Below are 19,804 nucleotides of genomic sequence, written 5' to 3' on the forward strand. Positions count from 1 at the left end.
CGGGGCTGCGTGCCCTGGCGCGGGAACCGCGACGGGCCGGGCGCCGGCGCAGCCGCCGCCGCGCGGCCCCCGCGCGCCTGCGCACTGCTGCTGCTTGGGAGGTCCACGGCTCCAACGTACGGTCGGATGAACGCCACCCTGGGTGACGGACACGCCGCGAATTCGCACGGATCACCCGAATTGGTCCCTTCGGGTGAGACCCGGCGTGCCCCGTAGACTGGTGGACTGTCCGTCCGCCTCCCCACGACCCTGGGAATCCGCCACATGTCGCTCTCGATCGGAATCGTCGGCCTGCCCAACGTCGGCAAGTCGACCCTGTTCAACGCACTCACCAAGAACGACGTGCTGGCGGCCAACTACCCCTTCGCCACGATCGAGCCCAACGTCGGCGTGGTCGGTGTCCCGGACCCGCGGCTGGACAAGCTCGCCGAGATCTTCAACTCCGAGCGCAAGCTGCCCGCCACGGTCGACTTCGTCGACATCGCCGGCATCGTCCGCGGTGCGAGCGAGGGTGAGGGCCTGGGCAACAAGTTCCTCGCCAACATCCGTGAGTCGGACGCCATCTGCCAGGTCATCAGGGCCTTCAGCGACCCGGACGTGGTCCACGTGGACGGCAAGGTCTCGCCCAAGGACGACATCGAGACGATCAACACCGAGCTGATCCTGGCCGACCTGCAGACCATCGAGAAGGTGCTGCCCCGGCTGCAGAAGGAGGCGCGCCTCAAGAAGGACGTCGCCCCGACGCTCGCCGCGGTCGAGCAGGCCAAGACCGTCCTCGAGTCCGGCCAGACCGTCTTCGCCGCCGGCCTCGACCCGGCCCCGCTGCGCGAGCTGCACCTGCTGACGGCCAAGCCCTTCCTCTACGTCTTCAACGTGGACGAGGACGAGCTGGGCGACGAGGACTTCAAGAACGGCCTGCGCGAGCTGGTCGCCCCGGCGGAGGCGATCTTCCTCAATGCCAAGATCGAGTCCGAGCTGATCGAGCTGGACGACGAGGAGGCGCTGGAGCTGCTGCAGTCCATGGGCCAGGAGGAGCCCGGCCTGGCCACGCTGGCCCGGGTCGGCTTCGACACGCTCGGCCTGCAGACCTACCTGACCGCGGGCCCGAAGGAGGCCCGCGCCTGGACCATCAGGAAGGGCGCGACCGCCCCGGAGGCCGCGGGCGTCATCCACACCGACTTCCAGCGCGGCTTCATCAAGGCGGAGGTCATCTCCTACGACGACCTGGTCTCCCTCGGCTCCGTCGCCGAGGCCCGCGCCAAGGGCAAGGCCCGCATGGAGGGCAAGGACTACGTCATGCAGGACGGCGACGTGGTGGAGTTCCGCTTCAACGTCTGACGATCGGACCATTGGCCCGCCGACTTGCGAAACCGCAGGTCAGCGGGCCAATTCGTAGCTTCAGTGGCCCTGGTCCCGTACGTTGCGGCATAACGTTCAAGCCTCGGGTAATCATCGAACACGCGCCCAAAAATGCAGGTGGGGGGCAGTGTGCGGCTAGATCCCGCAGGGGCTCGGGGTGGGTTGATCGAATACGGTGCTGGATCGGTGCTGGTTGATCCGATGGGTCATCAGGTCTCGGTGGATCGTATTTCGGGATCACGTCCAGGCCGAGGCGAGCCAGGCGCGGTCGGCGGTCGCGCGATCGCGGTTCTGCCGCTCGCGGATGAAGAGTTCTTGGGTCTTGGTGAGGACAAGGGTGTAGGGCCGTCCTTGGCGCCGGGTTTCGTGCGCCACTGGGAGGGCGGCGCTGTCGAGTCGGCCGTGAATGTGGCGTCGGCGCTCCTTCGCGAGCGGCCATTCGAGAGTGCGCCGGGTGGGTGAGGCGAGGAACTCGCTCAGTGAACCGCACAGTTCGCAGGGGCAGTTGCTGTTCCAGGCGAGGGACCAGTCGTCCGCGTGGCGCGGGGGGCGGGCGAGGAGTGCGTCCAGGCGCCGGGCGCAGTCGCGGGCGACCGCGTTCAGCCCGGCTGCCTCACGTGCCGGCGCTGACATTTCGGTTGCGGCGCGGAGGGTGGGCAGCAGGCACTCCAGCACCTCGTCCCGGAATGCGAGCAGTCCGGCCAGTATCGCGTCGCGGAGTGTCTCTTCGGGGGCCGCCGCTTGGAGCAGCCGTAGCAGTCGGGGGCTGAGCCAACGCCAGCCGCGGCTGGCGTTGGGCGGGATCTGCGATGGCGGTGCAGGCGTTCAGCCGAGCGTTCAGCCAGTCCCAGACGTAGGCGACGAGCATCCCGGCAGCCTGGGGGACTCCGCTCTCGCGCAGGGCGCTGCCGAGTCGCGGCAGGTCCTCCACCCATGTGCCGAACTCCGGTCCGGCGCCTGGGTGCCGAGAGGGGAGCCAGCCGCTCAAGATGGATCGCAGCCACGGCTCGCCGTACTGCTGGGCGGCTGCTGCCAGCTGAGTCGCGTGGTCGGGCGTGAGCATCTCCACCTGGAAGGGGGACAGCAGCATCACGGCCCTGTCGGCGGATCGCAGCCCGACGGCCGCGTTCAGGGCGGGGCCGAGAAGTTCGCTGTGGACATCAGCGCTGATCCAGAAGGAGGCGATGGAGTCGGCGGCCGCGCGTGCGCCCGCCAGGTCCTCGGCGTCGATACGGGAGCGCAGCTCGTCCAATGTCCACTGGGATCCGGCTTCGGCACGGGCAGCAAACGCCTGCTCCCGTGGCCAGAGGACGATCGCGGCCCGGCGGTACCAGCGGTCCAGGGTGTTGCCGTAGTTGCCCATGTAGCCCTCGAACTCGGACTCGTAGGGCGTGAGGTCCCGGCTCGCGGTGCTGGCGCACACCTCGGAGTCGGGCACAGGCAGGGAGATCCGCTCGCCGCCGGTGCCGTCCGGGGCGGTCCACCAGGCCAAGGTGATCTCGTCGTCGATCAGGTCGTTGAGTTCGTAGTTGCTCTCGGTGGCCCCGTCCCCTTCCGCTTCCTCGTCCTCTACGCCGTCATAGCCGTCGTAGTCATTCCAGGGGTCCTCGTCGACCGGCCAGGCCTCCCAGGTCTCCCTGACCTCGGCCAGTGCCAGGACGGCCTGGCAACCCGCTTGGTCTGCGGCGGCACGCAGCAGTGCGGCGCGCCCGGCGTCGGCACCCTTGAGCCTGTCCCAACCCAGGCCGCGTTGTGTGTACTCGTGGTCGAGCAGGTACACCAGTCGCTTGGGTGGCGGTAGTTGACGGTGCGAAGAGCGCTCGGCGGCCGGTCGGCTGAAGTGCTCGGACAGGCACGTGGCCAGCTCTTCGACCGGGCCGGTCACCTGCGTCGGGGTCTCGGCATCGGCCAGCAGGTTGAAGGTGAGGGTGAGCCGGTGGCCGGACCGTACCGGGGTGACCTGGTGGCGGCAGTCGGCGTAGAAGGCTACGAAGCTCAGCTCCTCACGGGAGGCCCGATAGGTCCGGCTCTCGTTGGCCTGCTCGATGACCAGTTCCCCACCGGTGTGGGCCGAGGGCAGCGACACCACAAGGGTGCCGAGCATCGCGTCGTGCTTCTCGGAGTCCTGGTGCGGTAGGAAGAACTGACCCTTCCCGTATACGAGCATCGAGTGCAGCTCGGCGCGCAGCGCCCGGGAGCGGGGGAGGCCGAGCTCGTCCCGGACGTGTTCGAGGACCTTCTCCAGCAGCGCCTGCCAGCCGGGTCCGCCGAGGGTGACCTGGCTCGGCGTGATCTCCCAGGTGTCGCGGACACTCTGGTCGGTGAGCGTTTGCGTACCGCGGCCGAACTTGGCCGGGCGGGCGGCGGCGATCAGTTTCTTTGCTTGAGGTGCGCGGACGGGCAGGCTGACTCGTCCGACGTCGGCGACTTCGAGGTGGAGAAAGTGCGCCGGGGTCTGGAGGTGGGCGCTGAACGAGGCCGTCGAACCGGTGCCCAGGAGCTCCGCGAGTCGTTCTCTGGGTGTCGCCACGGTGTTGCTCCTGTTTCGCTGTCTCCTGGACGCTCGTGTCGCGACTCCATCGGCGGAGTTCAACACGCGGCTGCGTTCATGGAAACAGCTTTCAGCGACCGGGCGCAAACTTAGGAGTACACTACTTATAAATACACTCCTAAGCTGTTGGGGGCTCGAGTGACCGCCAAGCCGAGTGACATGTTCGACCGGGATGCCGAGTGGGCGGCACTGACCCGGTTCGCGGCTGACACGCGCAGCGGGGCGACGTTGGGTGTGGTGTCGGGGCGGCGGCGACAAGGCAAGACCTTCCTTCTCGATGCCTTGTGCAGGGCCCAAGGGGGCTTCTTCTTCGAGGCGACCGAGGCTGCCGACGCCGAGTCGCTGCGGAGGATCGGGGCGCTGATCGGGGAGTACGCGGGCTCGCCGTTCCCCGTGCGTCCGGCTGACTGGCACGAAGTTCTGGACGCGTTGCTTGCGCTGGGCGAGCAGGGGCCCGCCACGGTGGTGATCGACGAGTTTCCGTATCTGGCGAAGGCCAACCCGTCGCTGCCCTCGGTGATCCAGGCGGCGTTCGGTCCACGCCGCGAGGAGCGCCTGCGCTCGCAGACTCGGCTGCTGCTGTGCGGGTCGGCCATGTCGTTCATGGGTGGCCTGCTGTCCGGGACGGCGCCGTTGCGTGGGCGGGCGGGGCTGGAGATGGTGGTCCAAACGCTGGACTACCGGCTGGCCGCCGACTTCTGGGGCATCACCGACCCGCACCTGGCCGTCCTGCTGTACTCAGTGGTCGGCGGGACTCCGGCGTATCGGGACGGGGCGGCGGGAGGACGTGCACCGGAGTCGATCGCGGACTTCGACGCCTGGGTGGTGGACAACGTCCTTGACCGCTTCAGTCCGCTGTTCCGCGAGGCGCGGTACCTGCTCGCCGAGGAGCCGGACATCCGTGACAAGGCGCTGTACCACTCGGTGCTCGCCGCGGTGGCAGAAGGCAACAACACCCGCGGAGGGATCGCGGGCTACCTGGAGCGCAAGGCCACCGACATCTCCCACCACCTCTCGGTACTGGAGGACACCGGACTCTTGGTGCGTGCGGTCGATGCGTTCCGGCCGGGGCGGAGTGTGTACCGGATCAGCGAGCCGCTGGTCGTCTTCCACCACGCGGTGATGCGCCCGGAGTGGAGCCGACTGGAGCGGCAGGGGCGGGCGGCGCAGGTCTGGGCGAACAGCTCTCGCCGCTTCGCCGGGAGCGTGGTGGGTCCGCGCTTCGAGCAGATCGCCCGCGACTGGGCCTTGGACTACGCTGCGCCGGACCTGTTCGAGCGTCCGGTCGCCGATGTCGGCCACGGCGTCGTCAACGACCCGGAGCGCAGAACCTCGCACGAGGTCGACATCGTCGTCACCGGACATGATGCCGCGGGCCAGCGGGTGCTGCTCGCGATCGGTGAGGCGAAGTGGCAGGAGCCGATGGGCGCCGGGCACCTTGCCCGCCTCAAGCGGATCAGGGAACTGCTGGTGCGTGCCGGACACCCGGGAGCCGAGAACGCGAAGCTGCTCTGCTTCGGTGGCCATCCCTTCTCCGAGCAACTGCGCCAGGCCGGAGACAGCGGAGAGGTCGTTCTCGTGGGCCTCGGCGACCTCTACGGTCGATAGCCGGCGCGTGGGCGGTTGGGCAAGGCACGATGCGCACCACCACGCCCACGGGTGATGTGGCTCCTTGCGGCATAGGAGCGGCCAGTCCGGCCGCTAGGCTGCCGGAGTGAGTTCCAAGCGACGTACCGGGAAGTCTCGCCCGAGGTCCGCGCCGCCCCCGGTGGGCCGTGCCCCGAGGTCTTCCACGGCCGAGGCGGCGGAGTCGGAGCGGCTGGCGCTGGAGTTCCCGCACGAGCGGGAGGAGCTCTTGGTGCAGGCTGCGAGGGAGTGGGCTGCGGCCGGCGAGCACGTTCGCGCCCTCGAGCTGTACGACGACCTGCTTGCTGGTGAGCCTGCAGAGCGGTCGCTGATCGAGGCGTTCCGGATCAGCGCGCTGTGGGACGCCGGGCGCGTTGTGGAGGCGCGGGAGGCAGCCACCTCCCTGCGGGCGCAGCACCTGCGGGACGGTGGGGCATGGAATGTCGTCGCCGAGATGTTCGAGACCGCCGGCGAACTGGCAGAGGCGGCCGAGTGGTTCACGGTCGCGATCACCAGGCTGATGGGACCCGCCACGCCACTGACGGTCGAGGCCGTTGAGCAGCTTCCTTATGAGTACGACATCGAGACGCTGGTGATCGGCCGTCACCGAGTGCGCAGGCGGCTGGGATCGCCCCACGACGCGTTGGACGGTCTGGCGGACCAACTGCACGAGCACCGCAACCGCTGGCAGGACGAGGTGACGCCACTGGACCGCCTGCACGACCCGGCACTCGAGGAGCAACTGCTCCGCGAACAGATCGAGGCTCTGAAGGCTCGGAATCAGCAACTCTCCGACGAGGTGGCCTCGCGGCGTGCGGGCCTCGCGCGCCCGCAACTGATGTGCGCGCTGTACTGGCCCCAGACGGAGTTCGCCCAACTGCTGGCGCGGTGGCCGAGCCTTGTCGACGTCTACGGTGACGACCACCTGGCACACCGCAGCCAAGTGGAGCGGACCCTGAGCGGCCTGTCGGACCAGGGCGGGGTGCACCTGGCCGTGGCCCCCGGCACCGTGTCGGGCCTGGAGGAATTCGCCCGCGAGGAAGGCGTGGCGCCCGACGCATCGGAGGTTCGTGCCCAGTACGCGGCGGACCTCGGGCAACTCGGCCGAGCCGTAGCCTGGCCCCCGCCACGCAACGGAGCGTGCTGGTGCGGCTCGGGCCGCAAGTACAAGAAGTGCTGCGGCAACCCGGTACTCACCTGACGCCGCGCAACGGGCGGAACCGACGGTGCTGGATCCGTGCTGGATGTGAACGCACATCGCGGCGTTTCCGCAGGTGACTGCGCTGGATTGGATGTCCCGCTTCAACGTCTGACGAGGCCCGTCGTCAGATCACGGTCTGACTGGCAGGCATGCCGACCCGGACGCCCGCTGCTTCTGGGAGCGGGCGTCCTCCCTGACGCTCTTGGCCGCCGCCGGTGAGTGAGCCTGGCGGTGCGTTGCGGACGACACTCCGCGGACGTACAGTTTCCTGTACGTGAGGGGAGGCTGGTGCCTTGAAGACCATGTCGTACTCGGAGTCCCGCGCGAGGTACGCGGAAGTGCTCAATGCCGTAACCGACGACCGCGAGGAGATAGTGATCACTCGTGCGGGCCATGAGCCGGTCGTCATCGTCTCGCTTGAGGACTACGAGTCGCTGAAGGAGACCGCCTACCTGCTCCGCAGCCCGGCCAATGCACGTCGTCTCCTCGCGTCGATCGAGGAACTCGAGAGCGGAGGCGGATCCGTTCGGGAGCTGGTGGACCCGGAGTGAAGGTCACCTTCGCCTCTCGCGCCTGGGAGGACTATCTCTGGTGGCAAGCCCAGGACCGCAGGATGCTCAAGCGGATCAACACTCTCATCGCTGACGCGGCTCGCAACGGCAACGAGGGGATCGGTAAGCCGGAGCCCCTCAAGCAAGGGTTTCAGGGTTATTGGTCGCGCCGGATCAACGACGAGCACCGGCTGATCTACAAGGTCACGGAGGACTCGATTCTGATCGCGCAGTGCCGCTATCACTACGAGAGCTGATGGCAGGCCGCGGCCTTCCGCTGCTGTGGCCGAGTGGGGTCGTGAGTGGAGTGAGCACCAGGTTGACGGACTTCACGCAACCACCAGCCAGGAGCGGCGTCCTCCCGGTCCGGTCGCTGCGGCTGGCGTGCCGGCCCCGTAAAGGAGCACGTCGCCGGGCCGTAGGTGAGGTGCACTCCGTTCGGTGGGCAGGGATCTTGGCCGGGCGACCCGACGACTCGTGATGGCGTCAGCGCGGCGGGCTGCTTCCGCGCAGCAGTTCCGCCGCGAGGGCCGGGGCGGTGGTGCCGTTCCGGCCGGGGCTGCGGAAGGCGTCCGCGAGGCGCAGGGCCTTCACCTTCGCCCGTGCCCGGTCTGGGCGTTGGAGCACGGTCGTGCCCGTCTCCGCCTCGAGGACCGGGGCGTAGCCGGCCGCGCGCAGCGCCGCCAGGGTGGTGTCCGGGTCGGCTGTGCTGATCAGGACGGTGGGCGCGATCCGGCGGAGGCCGAGCTTGGCCAGGGAGCGGGTCCTGGCCAGCTCCAGCACCAGCGTCTCGTCGTCCGAGCGGATGCAGCACGCCGAGCGGACGACGCGCATGCGGCCGTGGGTGCGGGCGGTGTCCTTGACGAGGTAGCGCAGCGGCTGCGGCAGCTCCCGGCCGCCCTCGCTGAACTCGGCCAGGGCGCTGAGCAGTTGGTCCGCGTCCTGCCCGGCGTCCAGGGCGCGGCGGACGGATGCGGCGCTGAACCGCCAAACCACCGCGTGGCCCTCGGACTCCCGGTCCGCGCAGGCGGTGAGCAGGCCAGCCAGCTCGCCGCCGGGTGCCCCGGGCACCACGGCGGTCAGGTCCGCCTGGAAGCGGGCGGTGCGCGCGGGCGCGGGCAGCAGCGCGGCCAGCGTGTCCTCCAGCGAGGTGACGGCCGTCGCCAGGCGCGGGTGTCCGTCGAGGGAGGGGCCGGTGCCCGGGACCGCGGGGAAGTAGCGGGCCGCGCCCGCTTCCAGAAGGGCGAGCACCGCGTGCCCGACCGGGGTCAGCACACCGTGCGCGACGACGCCCAGGAGCCGGGACTCGGCGAGCGTGGCCGCCAGTCGCGCATCCAGGTCCTCGTCCTCCCGCAGGGCCGGCCGGTGCCAGACCGCGGCCTGCGCAAGCCACTCCTCGGCATCCCGCCGCCCGGCGGTGATCCCGGTGCCGGACGGCAGGGCGGCGAGCGCGGCCAGCAGCGCCAGACGCAGCGGCACCGCCTCCGGGTCCTGGGGGCTGACCAGGGCGACGGGAGGGTCGGCCTCCAGCTCCGGCCACCAGCTGAGGACGTCGGGGAGGACCGCCCAGGTCGCGAGGAGGGGGAGCAGCCGCTCGGCAGGAGGCGCGGCCAGCCAGCGGTCGTACGCGTCGGTGGGCGCCAGGACCGGCGGTGTGGCCGGGACGGCGGGCTTCCGGCCGCGGCCCCGGCCGGCCGCCGCGGTGGGCTCCGGTGCGAGCACGCCGATCAGCCCGGCTCGGGCGGCGAGGTCGAGCCAGAACCGGGCCTGCGCCTCGTCTAGGCCCGCCTCCTTGGCCGCGCGCCGGGTCTCCCGGATCGCGACCCCGCCAGCCTTGCGCAACTGCAAGGGCTGCAGCTCGACCTGACGCAGCAGCAGCTCCGCCGCGGACGCTGCGGACGACGCGGCGGCCTGTGCCTCCCGGAGCACCGTCGGGTCCGGGACGCCGGTTCTGGCGCCGGGGCCAGGCACGGGCGGATCCGCCCAGTAGGCGGGCCGGGCGTCCGGATCGCGCAGCACGGCGCCGATCTCGTACGGCAGTTCCACCAGGTCGTGTCCGACCGGGACGACCAGACCGCGCTCCGCGAGCCAGTCCGTGCCGGGGTCGCCCGAGCCGCCGGAGCGGAAGACGAAGGGCCCCTCCTCGGCGGCGTAGTGCTCGCCGTAGCGGCTGTGGAAGCAGTGGGTGCGCAGCAGCGGGGGGCCGCCGCCGGTCATCAGCTCCAGCAGTTCGCGGGCGTCCGGGGGAGCGGCGTCCACCAGGGTCCGCACCTCGTGGGGCCGGGACAGCAGGTCGACGATCGCCTGCTGGCGCTCGTCCCGGGTGCGGGCGGTCGGCAGGGCGAGGCCGCGGTGGATGCGCTGGATCTCGGCGGACTGGAAGGCGCGGGAGAGCAGTTCGTCGAGCGGGCGGCCGAGTCCGGCCAGGCGTGCCGCCTGACGGTGCAGCAGGTGCGGGACGACGACCGGCCCGTCCGGGTCGCCGCCAGGGGCGGGCAGGACCAGGGCGGCGTCGGTGAGTTCGCGTAGCCGGTGCTCCGCCGCCTGCCGGGCGGCGCCGGTTACGCCGAGGAAGTCCAGCAGCGCGGCGCGCGGAACCGCTCGTTCGGCAGGGTCGGGGGCGTCCCACCCGTGGACCATGACCTGCCAGGGACCGGACCCATGGAACACCCCCGCCTTCCGGGTGGACTCGGGCAGCGGGCCGTGCAGGCGCTGGGCGAGCAGCGCGGCGGCCACCAGGATCTGGGTGTGCGCAGCGGTCAGTTCGGCGAGCGCCTCGGCGGTCGAGGCATCGCCGATCAGGTGTGCCGCCAGTTGTTCCAGGTCCCGGACGGCCACCGGGGTCCCGAACTCGAAGCCGCGGTAGGGCAGTCCGCGCCGCTCCAGCAACTCCGTCAGGTCGGCCGCCGTCATCCGGCCCAGGCGGCGCGCCAGTTCCTCGGTGGTGCTCACGCCGGCCAGCCTACCGGCGCGGCCGGAAGGCTCGGCCGCCCGTCTCCCAGAGCGCTCACTGATCGTCAGTTCTCGCTCACCGCAGGATAGTTCGCGCTCTGTTCTGTCCGTGGGCCGGGGCACGGGGGAGGACGATCGGTGCCGACGGTGTTCGGGGCCGGGACGAGGTGACGGCCGACCTGGTCACGCTGGTTCGGGAGCCCGGGCTGCCGGCCTGCCGGGTGGTGCGGAGCGCGTGCACACCCGTGCCGGGCATGGGGAGGCGTACGGCGCGGCGCTGGCCCAGGCGTCCTGGCTGGAGACCGAGCGGACCCGGCTGGCCAATCTGGTGCCGATCGTCCGCGGTCTGTAAGCCGAGACCCTGTACGCCCCCGAAGTGGGGGACGCGGCGGTGCGTGCCCGGGCCGACCGGCTCGCCGTCGACACGCTGGAGGAGACCGCACGGAGCCGTGCAGTCACCAGGCGGTTGCCGTCCGCGCTCCGGCGACGGCGGGGGCCGCATGCGCCGGTCATCGGCGGGCCATCCGGGCGCCATTCCGGCGCCATGTTCCGCCGCTAGCGTCCGCCGGACGGACGGATGGACGAACAGTCCACGGGGTCGGCAAATCGGTGAGGGCGTGGCGGCGTGAGCAGCGGGCTGGCGACGGAGCGGGTGGAGCGGGCGGCCGCGGGCGGGACGGTCGACCCGGCGCGGTTGCCGGAAGCGGGGCGGGCGACGGTCGTTCCGCGGGTCAACCGGCTGCGCGCCCTCGACGGGCTGCGGCTGGTGGCCGCGCTGATGGTGTGCGCGTACCACTACGGCGGCCGGGACGGCGACATCGCCAGGGCGTGGGGGGCCTCGCCCAAGGTGCTGTTCCCGAGCCTGCACGGGGCGTTCTCCTACGGCTGCCTCGGCGTCCAGGTCTTCTTCGTGATCAGCGGGTTCGTCATCTGCATGAGCTCCTGGGGCCGGACGCTGAAGGAGTTCTTCGCGTCCCGGGTCTCCCGGCTCTATCCGGCGTACTGGGTGGCCGTCCTGCTCGTCACCGCCGTCTTCGCGCTCTACCCGGTCGTCCAGAAGCCGCTGCCGGTGCACGAGGTGCTGGTGAACCTGACGATGGTGCAGCAGCCGCTCGGCTCGGACCGGGTGCTCGGGGTGTGCTGGACGCTGTGGGTGGAGGCGAGGTTCTACCTGCTGTTCGCCCTGTGCGTGGTCTGGCGCGGCGTCACCTACCGGCGCTGCGTGGCCTTCTGCGCCGGCTGGCTGGTGGCGGCCGTGCTGGCGGCCGGGATGAGGAACGCCGCCGTGGATCTGGTGGTGCAGAGCGCCTCGGCGCCGTTTTTCGTGGGCGGGCTGGCGCTCTACCTGGTCCACCGCTTCGGCAACCGGCCGCTGCTGTGGGCGATCGTCCTGTTCTCCTGGGCCTTCGGCCAGTACGAGGCGGTCATCGGGCTCTGGAGCCCGCACGCCCACGGCGGCTTCCACCACCGCAGCCCCGTCGTGATCGTCGCGGTGGTGACGGCGGGCTACGTGGCCGTGGCGGCGATCGCGGCGGGCTGGGCGCGACGGCTGGACTGGCGCTGGCTGACGGTCGCGGGCGCGCTGACGTACCCGTTCTACCTGCTGCACGAGCACCTCGGCTGGGTCGTCATCCACGCCCTGCACCGCGATGCCGGGCTGCCGGTGGCGGCGACCTTCGCCGCCACCGTGCTGGGCATGCTGCTGCTGGCCTGGCTGATCCACCGCCTGGTGGAGCGCCCGTTCGGGCCGCGGTTGAAGCGGGCGCTGCTCGCGGCCCGGCCGCTGGACGATCAGGGCTGACGCGACGTCAGGCAGTACACGCCGCCGGTCGGGTCGGCCATGACCAGCCAGGACTTGCCCTCGTGCAGGAAGCGCGCGCCGTGGCGCTCGTGCCGGGCCCGGACAGCCGACGGGTCGGCACAGGCGAGGTCGAGATGGGCGGACGTCGGCCGGGGCTCGTCGAGGCGCTGCAGCAGCAGCCGCACCGGGACCGATGCGGGCGGCTGCACGACGTGGAACTCGGGCAGTGTGCTGGGACGGGCGTCCCAGCCGGTGGCGGCGGGCCAGAACTCGGCCTCCGCGTCGAAGAGTTCGGGGGCGAGGTCGATGCAGACCTGGTCCAGCCGACTGTCGCGGGCGGCCCCGTCCCGATGCTCCCCGTGCGCCGGGACCAGGCAGAACAGCTGGCCGGCGGGTGAGCGGAGCACCGCCCAGGCGCCGTGGTCCGCGACCACGGACGCACCCGCCGCCGTCGCCCGCTCCAGGTCGGCGCGCAGGTCATCGCTGCACAGGTCGATATGGGCACCGCCGCGCCCCTCCGCGCAGCCCTGCAGCTTGACCCACGGGGCGCCCCCCGACACGGGCAGCAGGGTGGCGAACTCGCCCTGCTCGCCGCGCCGTTCGGACGGCGTGGTGTCCGTGACGGCGGTCCAGAACGCGGCGGCGGCGGTGAAGTCCGCGGCCGGTCGGTCGATGAAGGCGTAGCTCCAGGTGATCATGCGCTCCGGTCCTCGGTCAGTCGGGTGGGGAGGTTGCCGAGGCCATGCTGCCGAGGGAGCGGACGTTCGTCATCCCGGTTGCCGCCGGGGGTCCTCGGTAGGCTGGGGACATGCGGATCTCGGTCTCTTCCGACATGGACGAGGGTGTCGCCCGTCAGCTCCTCACCGAACTGCGCCGCCGCGGGCACGACGTGCCGCCCGAGCTGAGGCACGGCGTCTACGCGCCCGACGAGAAGGACGACTGGGCGTACTGCAGCGAGCGCGCCGCGCGGGATGTGGTCGAGGGCCGGGCGGACCAGGCGGTGGTCTGCTGCTGGACCGGGACGGGCGCGTCGATCGCCGCGAACAAGGTGGCCGGGGTGCGAGCCGCGCTCTGCACCGACGCCTACACGGCGGGCGGCGCCCGCCGCTGGAACGACGCCAACGTCCTGGCCCTGAGCCTGCGGCTGACCTCCCCGGCGATGCTCGGCGAGATCCTCGACGCCTGGTTCGACGCCCGGGTGAGCGAGGAGCGCGAGGACCAGGACAACGTGCGCCACGTGGACGCGATCCGTTGAGCCGGCCGTATGTGGTGATGCGTCAGGACGACAACGGCAACAGGTTCGTGGTCGGACGCTACTCGGGGGAGGCGGAAGCCCGGGCGGTGGCGGCGGAGTTCGAGGCGCGTGGCCACAAGCAGCTGTACTGGGTCGAACCGCCCCGGCCCCGGGTGGTGGTGGGTGCGGCGCTGATCCGGGAGGGGCGGGTGCTCGCGGCGCGGCGGAGCGCGCCCGAGGCGCTGGCGGGGAAGTGGGAGTTCCCCGGAGGCAAGGTCGAGCCCGGGGAGACGGTCGCGGCGGCGCTGGAGCGGGAGTTGAGGGAGGAGCTGGGCGTCACGGCGGTGGCGGGGGAGCGGCTGCCCGGGGCATGGGAGGTCCGGGCGGACCTCGAACTCCAGATCTGGACCGCGACCCTGGACCCCGGCTCCCCGGAGCCGGTTCCCCTCCAGGACCACGATGCGCTGCGCTGGCTCTCCGCCCCCCAACTGCGGGAGGTCGCATGGCTCCCCCAGGACACCTTCGCCCTGCCGCACGTCGCCGCCCTGCTCCGCTGACCCCGCCGCCCCGGCCCCCGGTACAGGAGGGCGCGACGACAGGCGGCGCGCGAAGGGGGCAGGCTTGTGCCCGCGATTGGCCCAACGCCCTGCCAGGCGCGAGGAACTGCGCGACTGGCCCCGCCCCTTCGGGGGCGCGGGGAACTGCGCGACTGGCCCCCGCCCCTTCGGGGGCGCGGGGAACTGCGCGACTGGCCCCCGCCCCTTCGGAGGCGCGGGGAACTGCGCGACTGGCCCCCGCCCCTTCGGAGGCGCGGGGAACTGCGCGACTNCCCCTTCGGAGGCGCGGGGAACTGCGCGACCAGCCCGCCGCCCACGGAGGTTCGTCTCGCACGCGGGGCCGGACCTCCCCGGGTGGGATGCTTGCTCGCGCAGTTCCTCGCGCTCCCGAAGCCCCTTGCAGGGCCCCTGACGGGGCCCGTGGGCCCCCGGCGGGGCTCCCGCCCTTGCCGGGGCCGGAGGGGCAAGATGACCCCATTGGCTGGGTATGGGGCGGATGTATCGGGTATGTCAGTATCCGGCCGGGCCGGCAGGCCGCGAGGGAACAGGGGCGCGGGAGGAGGCGTGTGCGCATGGCGCGGATCGGCAGCGCGGCCGCGTGGGCGCGCCTGCGGCACCGGCCCGCGCGAGGGGCCGCGCACTCCGCGCCCGCGCCCGAACCGACCGCGGCGGCCCTCGGCGGGCGGAACCGGGCGCCCGTCCCGTTCCCGGGGCTCATCGGGGGCGCACTTCCCGCCGACACACTGGAGCAGCAGGGGGCGCGGGGGGTGCAGAACCTGCTCGACCTCGTCCGGCTCGCCATCGTGATCCTCGACGTCGAGGGGCGCGTCGTCCTCTGGAGCCCCGCCGCCGAGGAGCTGCTCGGCTGGCCCCGCGAGGCGCTCACCGGGCGCGGGCTCGAGGTCCTGCTGGGCGACGACCCGGAGCGCCGCAAGCAGGCGGAGGCCGTCATCGCGGAGACGCTGCGCGGCGGGAGCTGGGGCGGCGTCGCCATGCTGATGCACCGTCAGGGGCACAAGGTCCAGGTCGAGGCGCGGCTCTCGGTGCTGGTGGACGGGGACGGCGTGCCCTTCCTGCTGGCGCGGCTCGCCGACGCCGCCGCCCTCGCCGCGGTCGAGCAGGACCTGGCCGTGCAGGACGCGCTGTTCGAGCAGTCCCCGCTCGGCATCGCCATCTTCGACCGTGACCTGCACTACGTCCGCATCAACGAGACCCTGGCCCGGATGAACGGGCTGGCCCCGGCCGAACACCTGGGCCGGACCGCGGGGGAGACGCTGCCCGAGTTCGCCGCCGACGAGATCATGGCCATCCAGCGACAGGTCCTGGCCTCCGGCGACCCGGTCATCGACCTCACCCTCACCGGCGCCAACCCCCTTGAGCCGGGCTACCGTTCGGCCTCCTACGCGCGGCTCCACGACCGGGCCGGCCGGGTGCTGGGGATCACCGGCATGATCATGGACGTCACGGACCGGTACCGCGCCGTCTCCCGGGTGGAGAAGGCCAGACGCAGGCTCGCGCTGCTCAACGAGGTGGGCGGCCGGATCGGCGACCTGCTCGACGCCGAGCTGATCGCCCAGGAGCTGGCCGACGCCCTGGTGCCGCAACTGGCCGACTACGCGGGCGTCTGCCTGCTGCAGGCCGTCGCCGACGGGGACGACCTGCCGCGGCATCCGGCGACCCGGCTGACCCCGCTGCTGATGGCCGGCACCGCCGCCTTCGAGCCCAGTCCCGAGGCGGAGGTCATGCAGACGCCCGGGGAGCGGATCACCATGACCGACGACTCCGTCTTCGCGCGCGTGCTGCGCACCGGCGTCCCGGAGCAGTTCGACTCGCTGACCAAGCTGGAGGACGCGGTCGGCCCCGACGACCCCCGCGTGCGCGCGTCCTACGCGCTCGGCGTCCACTCGATGCTGGTCGCCCCGCTGCGGGCGCGGGGCATCGTGCTCGGCCTGCTGGTGCTCGCCCGGGCCGGCCGCCGGGAGGGGTTCGACCACGACGACCGGGTGCTGGCCACCGAGCTGGGCGACCGCGCCGGGGCCTCGCTCGACAACGCCCGCCTCTACGCCCGCGAGCGCGCCGCCGCCCTCATGCTGCAGCGCAGCCTGCTGCCCCAGAGCGTCGCCCAGCCGCCCGGCATGGAGGTCGGCTACCGCTACGTGCCGGGCAGTTCGGGTACGGAGGTGGGCGGCGACTGGTTCGACGTCATCCCGCTGCCCGACGGCCGGACCGCGCTCGTGGTCGGCGACGTCATGGGCCACGGCCTGCGCGCCGCCGCGACCATGGGCCGGCTGCGCACCGCCGTGCGGACCCTGGCCGGGCTCGACCTGCCGCCCGACGTGCTGCTGCAGCACGTGCACGACCTGGCCGACGACCTGGCCCAGAGCCCGGACGAGGCGCTCATCGCCACCTGCGTCTACGCGGTCTACGATCCGTCAACCCGCCTGCTGCGCATGGCGAAGGCCGGCCACACCGCGCCGCTGCTGGTGGTCCCGGAGGACATCGACGGCGAGCCGCCGGTGCCGGGGCCGCTGCCGGGCGGCCGGGCGCACCAGCTGACGCTGCCCTCCGGCGCGCCGCTCGGCGTCGGCGGAGTGCCCTTCGAGTCGGCCGAACTCACCGTCCCGGAGGGCAGCATGCTGGTCCTCTACACGGACGGCCTGGTCGAGTCCCGCACCGAGGACATCGACGTCGGCGTGCGCCGGCTGGCCGGGGTGCTGGAGCTGCCCTACGACTCGATCGAGGAGGCCTGCGAGCGGGTGGTCCGCACCCTCGAGCAGGGCCAGGAGCCCGACGACGTGGCGCTGCTGCTGGCCCGGCTGGGCCGCGCGCCGCTCCCGCACCCGGGACTGCACGCCGAGTGGACCCTGGCCGCCGAGTCCTCCGCCCCCGCCCGGGCCCGCCGCCTGGTGCGCGGCTCGCTGCGCGACTGGGGACTGGACGAGCTGCTGGACGTCACCGAACTGCTCGTCAGCGAACTGGTGACGAACGCCGTCCGGTACTCGCGGGCGCCCATCGGGCTGCGGCTGACACTGGGCCAGCGGCTGCTGGTGGAGGTCGCCGACCCGCTGCCGGACCCGCCGCAGGAACGCCGGGCGGCCGGTACCGACGAGGGCGGGCGCGGGCTGCAGCTCGTGCACCGGCTGGCCGCCGACTGGGGCACGCGCGCGGAGGCGGGCGGCAAGGTGGTCTGGTTCGAGCAGGAAATTCCGTTGCGGCTCGCCCGGCCACTGCCGGACGGCGAAGCCGAGCGGGCCGGGGGCGATGGCGGGGCCGTGGACGGCGTGGGTGTCGCGGAAGAAATCGATCAAGACCCTGCCCAAGGGCGCTGACCGGGGCGTAGGGTTCCGATTCCCAACGGCTATGTGTATGCCGGACGGCCGAGATGATGAATACTCGGAGACCGCGACCCACTTGCTCTTGGCAGAAGGCAGAAGGAGACGGGTAGTTGAGCGAGACACCGTCTGCGTTGGACCCCGGGGCGGCGATCCCGCGCCCGAGCCGCGAAGCGGAACCGCTGCGCCGTTGGGGCCACGGCGAGGCGGGATCGATCTACGACTACGTCCGGGTGGCCGCCTTCGCCATCGGTCCCGACGGCCGGATCAGCCAGTGGAGCGACCGCGCCGCCGAGTTCTTCGGCGTGCCGGCCGAGGACGCCGTCGGCGCCGACCCGATCACCGCCTTCGCCCCACGTGAGCTGTGGCGGACCGGCCGCGAGCGGATGGGCGAGATCCTCGACGGCAAGGAGTGGGTCGGCACCGCGCCCTACCGCGACCAGGAGGGCCGCGAGCAGGTCGCCGAGCTGTACCTGATGCCGGCTCAGGGCGAGGACGGCCGCAAGGGCGTCGTCTGCATGGCCGTGGACCTGCGCGCGCTGCGCAGGATCGAGACGGATCTGGCCGCCTCCGAGGCCGTGTTCGGCCAGGCGCCCACCGGCTTCGTCCTCTTCGACCAGGACCGCCGCATCCAGCGCGTCAACGAGGCCTTCGCCGAGGGCATCGGCCTGCGCCCGGACGACCTGGTCGGCCTCGGCGTCAGCGAGCTGATGGGCCGCACCGACGCGGACCGGCTGCAGCAGGCGCTGGACTCGGTGCTGGCCACCGGCGAGCCCGTGCTGGACCTGCGCTTCTCCGGCGAGATCCCGTCCCGTCCCGGCCGCCGCCGCTGGTCCATCTCGTTGTACCGGCTGCTCAGCGCGAGCGAGCGGCCGATGGGCGTGGCCGGCCAGGTCGTCGACGTCACCGGACGGCTGCGCGCCGAGCGCGAGGCCGCCAACGTCCGCCGCAGCCTGGACCTGCTCAACGAGGCGGGCTCGCACATCGGCACCACGCTGGACCTGGAGACCACCGCCAAGGAGCTGCTGGGCGTCGTGGTCCCCTCCTTCTGCGACGTCGCCACCGTCGACCTCTACAGCGGCGTGCTCGACTCGCGGGACGCCGCCGCGGACGCCGAGGGCCACCGGCTCGGCATCGGCGACGGCTCCGGCGAGCTGCGCCGGGTCGCCTCCGCGTCCACGCTGGGCCAGGCGCACAGCTCCGCGGTGGGCGGCGCGTTCTGCTACCCGCACGGCTCGCCGCACGCCCGGGCGCTGCGCAGCGGACGGCCGGTGGCGCTCCAGGGCGCCGACAACCCGGACCCGAACCCGCTCATCCACAGCACCGTGGTGGTGCCGATGGTGGCCCGGGAGAAGGTGCTCGGCCTGGTCCAGCTGTCCCGCGCCAAGGGCTCCGAACCGTTCACCCCGCGCGACACCGCGATAGCCGGCGAACTGGTCGCCCGGGCCGCGGTCTGCATCGACAACGCCCGGCTGTACCGGCGCGAGCACGAGCGGGCGCTGATGCTCCAGCGCAGCCTGCTGCCCCCGGGTGACCCGGTGGCCTCGGGGCTGGAGATCGCCTGCCGTTACCGGCCCGGCAGTTCGGGTACGGAGGTGGGCGGCGACTGGTTCGACGTCATCCCGCTGCCCGGCAACCGCACCGCGCTGGTCGTCGGCGACGTCATGGGCCGCGGGCTGCGCGCCGCCGTCGCCATGGGCCAACTGCGCACGGCGGTAAGGACGCTGGCCACCCTGGACCTGGACCCGGCCGAGGTGCTGGGCCAACTGGACGAGATCGCCCGGGGATTGAGCGCCGACCCGGAGGCGGCCGAGGGCTCCGAGCTGTACCTGGCCACCTGCGTCTACGCCCTGTACGACGCGGTGACCCGGCGGGTCGTCATCGCCAACGCCGGTCACCTGCCTCCGGTGCTGGTGCAGCCCGGCGCGAACGGCGCCGAGGAGGCGCTGATGCTGGACGTCCCGCCCGGCCTGCCGCTGGGCGTGGGCGGTGAGCCCTTCGAGGAGGTGACGGTCCGCCTGCCGGACGGCGCGCTGCTGGGCCTCTACACGGACGGCCTGGTGGAGTCGCGCACCCACCAGCTGGAGGAGGGGCTGAGCGCCCTGCGGACCGCGCTGAGCGGACCGCAGAAGCCGCTGGAGGCGCTGTGCGACCAGCTGCTGACGGAACTCGACCCGCACCACGGCGAGGACGACATCGCCCTGCTGATGGCCAGGGTGCACGCGCTCCCGGCGGGCTCGGTGGGCGACTGGACCCTCCCCTCGGCCGCGCCGTCGGTGGCCCAGTGCCGCGAACTCGCCTGCGGCTGGCTGGAGTCGAGGGGCCTGTCGGATCTGGCAGACACGGTCGAACTGCTGGTCAGCGAGCTGGCGACGAACGCGCTGCGGCACGGCCGCGGCGATATTCGGCTGCGCCTGCTGATGGACGCCACGCTGGTGTGCGAGGTGTGGGACAACGGCTATGCGCAGCCGCGCAGACGACGGGCCAGCGACACCGATGAGGGAGGCCGGGGCCTGCAGCTGGTCAGCTTGCTGGCGGATCGGTGGGGCAGCAGGCGGACTCCGTCCGGGAAGACGGTCTGGTTCGAGCTCGCCCTGCCCCGCTAGATGATCGATTCCAAGGGTCAGTGGTCGTAGGCGG

The 19,804-nt window shown here is 72.3% G+C and carries 14 protein-coding genes; 10 read left to right on the plus strand and 4 right to left on the minus strand.

The genetic code is table 11. The annotated features are described in order from the left end of the window. Positions 1 to 264: 264 nt before the first annotated feature. Positions 265 to 1,338 carry a redox-regulated ATPase YchF gene (gene ychF, locus ACFP3V_RS29550; RefSeq protein WP_380590105.1) on the plus strand — a complete coding sequence of 358 codons (1,074 nt, stop codon included), beginning with the start codon at positions 265 to 267 and terminating at the stop codon, positions 1,336 to 1,338. Positions 1,339 to 1,596: 258 nt separating this feature from the next. Here the strand turns inward: ychF and ACFP3V_RS29555 are convergent, their stop codons facing one another. Together ACFP3V_RS29555 and ACFP3V_RS29560 are read right to left on the minus strand one after the other, a co-directional pair. Next, complete coding sequence (locus tag ACFP3V_RS29555; RefSeq protein ID WP_380590108.1) at positions 1,597 to 1,992, minus strand: hypothetical protein; 396 nt, start codon at positions 1,990 to 1,992, stop codon at positions 1,597 to 1,599. Continuing rightward, complete coding sequence (locus ACFP3V_RS29560; protein WP_380590111.1) at positions 1,973 to 3,889, minus strand: 2OG-Fe(II) oxygenase; 1,917 nt, start codon at positions 3,887 to 3,889, stop codon at positions 1,973 to 1,975. The genes ACFP3V_RS29555 and ACFP3V_RS29560 overlap by 20 nt, the downstream gene beginning before the upstream one ends. A 159-nt stretch (positions 3,890 to 4,048) precedes the next feature. Between ACFP3V_RS29560 and ACFP3V_RS29565 the strand changes: the two genes are divergently transcribed. The 4 genes from ACFP3V_RS29565 (at position 4,049) to ACFP3V_RS29580 (ending at position 7,545) form a co-directional block, all read left to right on the plus strand. Beyond that, positions 4,049 to 5,518, plus strand: a complete 1,470-nt coding sequence (locus ACFP3V_RS29565; RefSeq protein ID WP_380590114.1) for an AAA family ATPase — start codon at positions 4,049 to 4,051, stop codon at positions 5,516 to 5,518. A gap of 106 nt (positions 5,519 to 5,624) precedes the next feature. Next, positions 5,625 to 6,737, plus strand: a complete 1,113-nt coding sequence (locus ACFP3V_RS29570) for an SEC-C metal-binding domain-containing protein (RefSeq protein WP_380590117.1) — start codon at positions 5,625 to 5,627, stop codon at positions 6,735 to 6,737. A 293-nt stretch (positions 6,738 to 7,030) separates the two neighbouring features. Further along, positions 7,031 to 7,288, plus strand: a complete 258-nt coding sequence (locus ACFP3V_RS29575) for a type II toxin-antitoxin system Phd/YefM family antitoxin (protein ID WP_380590120.1) — start codon at positions 7,031 to 7,033, stop codon at positions 7,286 to 7,288. Then, complete coding sequence (locus ACFP3V_RS29580; RefSeq protein WP_380590123.1) at positions 7,285 to 7,545, plus strand: Txe/YoeB family addiction module toxin; 261 nt, start codon at positions 7,285 to 7,287, stop codon at positions 7,543 to 7,545. The genes ACFP3V_RS29575 and ACFP3V_RS29580 overlap by 4 nt, the downstream gene beginning before the upstream one ends. A gap of 229 nt (positions 7,546 to 7,774) precedes the next feature. On the opposite strand, the gene ACFP3V_RS29585 is transcribed toward ACFP3V_RS29580, so the two are convergent. Continuing rightward, positions 7,775 to 10,240, minus strand: a complete 2,466-nt coding sequence (locus tag ACFP3V_RS29585) for a helicase-associated domain-containing protein (protein ID WP_380590126.1) — start codon at positions 10,238 to 10,240, stop codon at positions 7,775 to 7,777. A 625-nt stretch (positions 10,241 to 10,865) separates the two neighbouring features. On the opposite strand from ACFP3V_RS29585, the gene ACFP3V_RS29590 reads away from it, so the two are divergent. Continuing rightward, on the plus strand, positions 10,866 to 12,041 hold the full coding sequence (locus ACFP3V_RS29590; RefSeq protein ID WP_380590129.1) for an acyltransferase family protein: 1,176 nt from the start codon (positions 10,866 to 10,868) through the stop codon (positions 12,039 to 12,041). Here the strand turns inward: ACFP3V_RS29590 and ACFP3V_RS29595 are convergent. Then, positions 12,032 to 12,739, minus strand: coding sequence for a VOC family protein (locus ACFP3V_RS29595; RefSeq protein WP_380590132.1), 708 nt, complete (start codon positions 12,737 to 12,739; stop codon positions 12,032 to 12,034). The two genes, ACFP3V_RS29590 and ACFP3V_RS29595, sit on opposite strands and share 10 nt — an antisense overlap. Positions 12,740 to 12,849: 110 nt before the next feature. On the opposite strand from ACFP3V_RS29595, the gene ACFP3V_RS29600 reads away from it, so the two are divergent. The 4 genes from ACFP3V_RS29600 (at position 12,850) to ACFP3V_RS29615 (ending at position 19,770) form a co-directional block, all read left to right on the plus strand. Next, positions 12,850 to 13,296: an RpiB/LacA/LacB family sugar-phosphate isomerase gene (locus tag ACFP3V_RS29600; protein WP_380590135.1), complete on the plus strand. Its 447-nt coding sequence runs from the start codon at positions 12,850 to 12,852 to the stop codon at positions 13,294 to 13,296. Between the two features lie 122 nt (positions 13,297 to 13,418). After that, complete coding sequence (locus ACFP3V_RS29605) at positions 13,419 to 13,832, plus strand: (deoxy)nucleoside triphosphate pyrophosphohydrolase (protein WP_380590141.1); 414 nt, start codon at positions 13,419 to 13,421, stop codon at positions 13,830 to 13,832. Positions 13,833 to 14,404: 572 nt separating this feature from the next. After that, entirely contained in the window at positions 14,405 to 17,161 is a 2,757-nt protein-coding gene (locus ACFP3V_RS29610) for a SpoIIE family protein phosphatase (protein ID WP_380590138.1), read from the plus strand. 137 nt (positions 17,162 to 17,298) lie between these two features. After that, positions 17,299 to 19,770, plus strand: a complete 2,472-nt coding sequence (locus ACFP3V_RS29615) for a SpoIIE family protein phosphatase (RefSeq protein WP_380590144.1) — start codon at positions 17,299 to 17,301, stop codon at positions 19,768 to 19,770. Positions 19,771 to 19,804 lie beyond the last annotated feature (34 nt).

The sequence above is a fragment of the Streptacidiphilus monticola genome, assembly GCF_042658505.1.
Taxonomy (GTDB): Bacteria; Actinomycetota; Actinomycetes; order Streptomycetales; family Streptomycetaceae; genus Streptacidiphilus; species Streptacidiphilus monticola.

Coding starts and splice junctions, on each gene's coding strand:
- ychF (WP_380590105.1), top strand. CDS start 265: ATGTCGCTCTCGATCGGAATCGTCGGCCTGCCCAACGTCGGCAAGTCG.
- ACFP3V_RS29555 (WP_380590108.1), bottom strand. CDS start 1,992: ATGTCAGCGCCGGCACGTGAGGCAGCCGGGCTGAACGCGGTCGCCCGC.
- ACFP3V_RS29595 (WP_380590132.1), bottom strand. CDS start 12,739: ATGATCACCTGGAGCTACGCCTTCATCGACCGACCGGCCGCGGACTTC.
- ACFP3V_RS29600 (WP_380590135.1), top strand. CDS start 12,850: ATGCGGATCTCGGTCTCTTCCGACATGGACGAGGGTGTCGCCCGTCAG.
- ACFP3V_RS29610 (WP_380590138.1), top strand. CDS start 14,405: ATGGCGCGGATCGGCAGCGCGGCCGCGTGGGCGCGCCTGCGGCACCGG.